General features: G+C 72.4%; 4 protein-coding genes. All 4 read right to left on the reverse strand.

All coding sequences use genetic code 11. From position 1 onward, the window contains the following. Positions 1-186: nitrile hydratase accessory protein (locus tag FV230_RS27045; RefSeq protein WP_147729731.1), on the reverse strand; the 186-nt coding region annotated here is incomplete at its 3' end. Next, complete coding sequence (gene nthB / locus FV230_RS27050) at positions 183-848, reverse strand: nitrile hydratase subunit beta (protein ID WP_147844569.1); 666 nt, start codon at positions 846-848, stop codon at positions 183-185. The genes nthB and FV230_RS27045, both read right to left, overlap by 4 nt. Next, on the reverse strand, positions 845-1486 hold the full coding sequence (gene nthA, locus FV230_RS27055; RefSeq protein ID WP_147844570.1) for a nitrile hydratase subunit alpha: 642 nt from the start codon (positions 1484-1486) through the stop codon (positions 845-847). The genes nthB and nthA overlap by 4 nt, the downstream gene beginning before the upstream one ends. 17 nt (positions 1487-1503) lie before the next feature. Next, complete coding sequence (locus FV230_RS27060) at positions 1504-1689, reverse strand: hypothetical protein (RefSeq protein WP_147729728.1); 186 nt, start codon at positions 1687-1689, stop codon at positions 1504-1506. Positions 1690-2658 lie beyond the last annotated feature (969 nt).

The following is a 2658-nucleotide window of genomic DNA, read 5'->3' on the forward strand; positions in this document are numbered from 1 at the left end:
CTCCAGGGCGGCGAGCCAGCGGCCGTAATCGGCCGGCGCCTCCGGGCCGTCGGCCGGGCGGATCGCGGCGCCGAGCGCGTCGGCCCACTCGGCCCCGGTGAACAGCCCCGAATCCTGCAGCGCGACCACCATCGCGAAGACCTGCGCCTCCCAGGGTGCCGAGAACGGGGCGACGGGCTCGCTCACGCGGCCCCGCCCGCGATGTAGCGCTCGAACACCGCGACGGTGACGCGCCCGTTCGGGTCGGCATCCTCGCCCCAGAGCTCGGCGGCCGGGAAGGCCACGGTGTAGAGCCAGTCCGGGTGCTCGCCCTGCCCGTAGGCGTTGGTGTCGGGCAGGACGAAGGCGCCGTGGACCCGCAGCACCGTGCCGCTTTTGGCCCGGACGTAGCGCGGCAGGCGGGTGTGGGTCGGCGGGTGGATGTTGCGCATCGTCACCGCGTCGCCGACCGCGAAGCGCGCCGGCGCGGGCGCGGGCCGGTCGCTCGGGAAGCCGGCGCGGTAGCGCGGCTCCAGGATGTCGGCGGTGAGCACCCGCGCCACCGGCGCCGGATCGGGATCGGCGACGCCGCGGGCGATCTCCTCGGGCCGCGCGAGGTTATGCGCGGCGAGCTGGCGCTCGAGGGCGTCGAGCCAGATCGCGTAGTAGCTGGCGGTCAGGTAGTCGGCCGGCGGCATCGACTCGCGGGCGGCGCGGCTGCCGTCGAGGGTCCAGGCACCGGTGAAGCCCATCGCCATGGCGAGCGCGAAGACGCGCTTCTCCCAATTGGCGTGGAACACCGGCTCGTTCGGCTCGGGGGCGACCGGGCCGAGGCCGTGCATCCCGCCGAGGTCCTGGCCGCCGTTCATGCCGGGACGCCCGGCAGGCCGGTGCCGATCATCGCGTCGCGGGTGACGAGGCCGGCGAGGCGGCGCTCGTCGAAGGCCTCGGTGCCGGCGGGCCGCATCGGCAGCACCATGTAGCGCAGCTCGGCGGTCGAATCCCACACGGTGATCCGCGTCGTCTCGGGCAGGCGCACCCCGAACTCGGCGAGCACGCCGCGCGGGTCGATCACGGCGCGGGCGCGATAGGGCGGCGCCTTGTACCAGACCGGCGGCAGGCCGAGCACCGGCCAGGGGTAGCAGGAGCACAGGGTGCAGACGACGAGGTTGTGCGCGTCCGGCGTGTTCTCGACCACCACCATGTGCTCGCCGCCGCGCCCGCCGATCCCGAGCTCGGCGATCGCCGGCGTGGCGTCGGCCAGCAGCCGCGCGCGATAGGCCGGATCGACCCAGGCGCGGGCCACCACCTGCGCCCCGAGATGGGGCCCGACCCGGGTCTCGTAGCGCTCGACCAGCGCGTCGAGCGCCGCCGGCTCGACGTAGCCCTTCTGCACCAGGATCGATTCCAGCGCCCGCACCCGCGCCTCGACGGGGGACAGCGCGCCGTGGTCGTGCCCGTGCTGGTGCCCGTGGTCGTGATCCGGGTCGTCGTGACGATGGGCCATCCGCGCCGCCGCCCGCCTCAGGCCAGGTCGAGCGAGCGCTCGAAGGCGGCCGCGTTCGAGGCGTGGCCCTTCGGGTCGGTCACGACGATGTCCTTGAAGCCGCGCCGGGCCAGCTCCCAGGTCTTCTCCAGGGCCTGGTCGGCGGTCCCGCACGCGAACGTCGCGGGGCGCCCCGCATGGTCGTTCGCCTTCACAGTGTACACGGCACGTCCTCCCGATCGCTCGAATCGACCATACCCGGATGTGGCGTCGGCCGCGAGGATCGGGAAGGGGTTCGGTGAATCGGGTGCAGCGCGGCGCGGATTTTGCCCGCCGCGGAACGCGGCGGGCGGCGGCCGGACCCTCGGGCGGGGTGGACGGTCCGCGTCCGAACTTTGCGGAACCTCGGACGGTCCGCCGACCGGTAGCCCGGCACGTCAGGCTGGGTCGGGCGGAAAGCAGCCGTCGCGATGACGTTGCTATGCGTTCGGGGTAGAAGCACTGTGATACATCCCCTTTCGAACTCCCGGGCGTGGTCGGCCGCTTTGATCCTTGCGTGGCTGAGCCTTGTGATATCGTCGGCCCTCCCCTCTAAATCGGAGGCATCGCCCTATCGTCTCAAGCATCTGTTCTACGGATGCTGGACCCGTAAGGCGACGCATCGCGAACGCTCGCGCTGGCAGACCTCATTCTCGACGTGGTGCTTCGAACACGGTCGAATGCTCGGCGGCTTGACGTTCGATGCAGGCGACGGCTGGGACTACTGCGAACGCTGGCATCCGCACGGGCAGCGGCTCGCGGTTTCTGGTACCCATGACGACGACAGGGCTTGCCTCTACGCCTTCTCGGAGGACCGAGAGACGCTGATCCTGCGCGATTGTGCGGCGGCCGGAGATTGGCGGCGGGATGACCCGGCGACCGAGGCCCGTAGGGGCGATCGGACATGCCGGACGCAGGGGCGTCCTGAGCCCGAAAAACAACCGTAGAGCTTGATCGGTTTCGCGTCCGCTTCGGGCGACACCGGGCCGTCCGCGTCAAAGCGAGAGGTCGGGGCCCGCTTCCCTCCCACACCGGCCATGGGCCGAACGGGCTCACATCGTCGTCTGGCCGCCAGGCGCCATCGCTCGCGCCACCGGAGCGCGACCGGCCCGGCCTCGGCCGCGTTCTGGCACGGGCGTCGCGCCCCGAGGCCC

Origin of the sequence: Methylobacterium sp. WL6 (genome assembly GCF_008040095.1) — a bacterium.
Classification (GTDB): Bacteria; Pseudomonadota; Alphaproteobacteria; order Rhizobiales; family Beijerinckiaceae; genus Methylobacterium.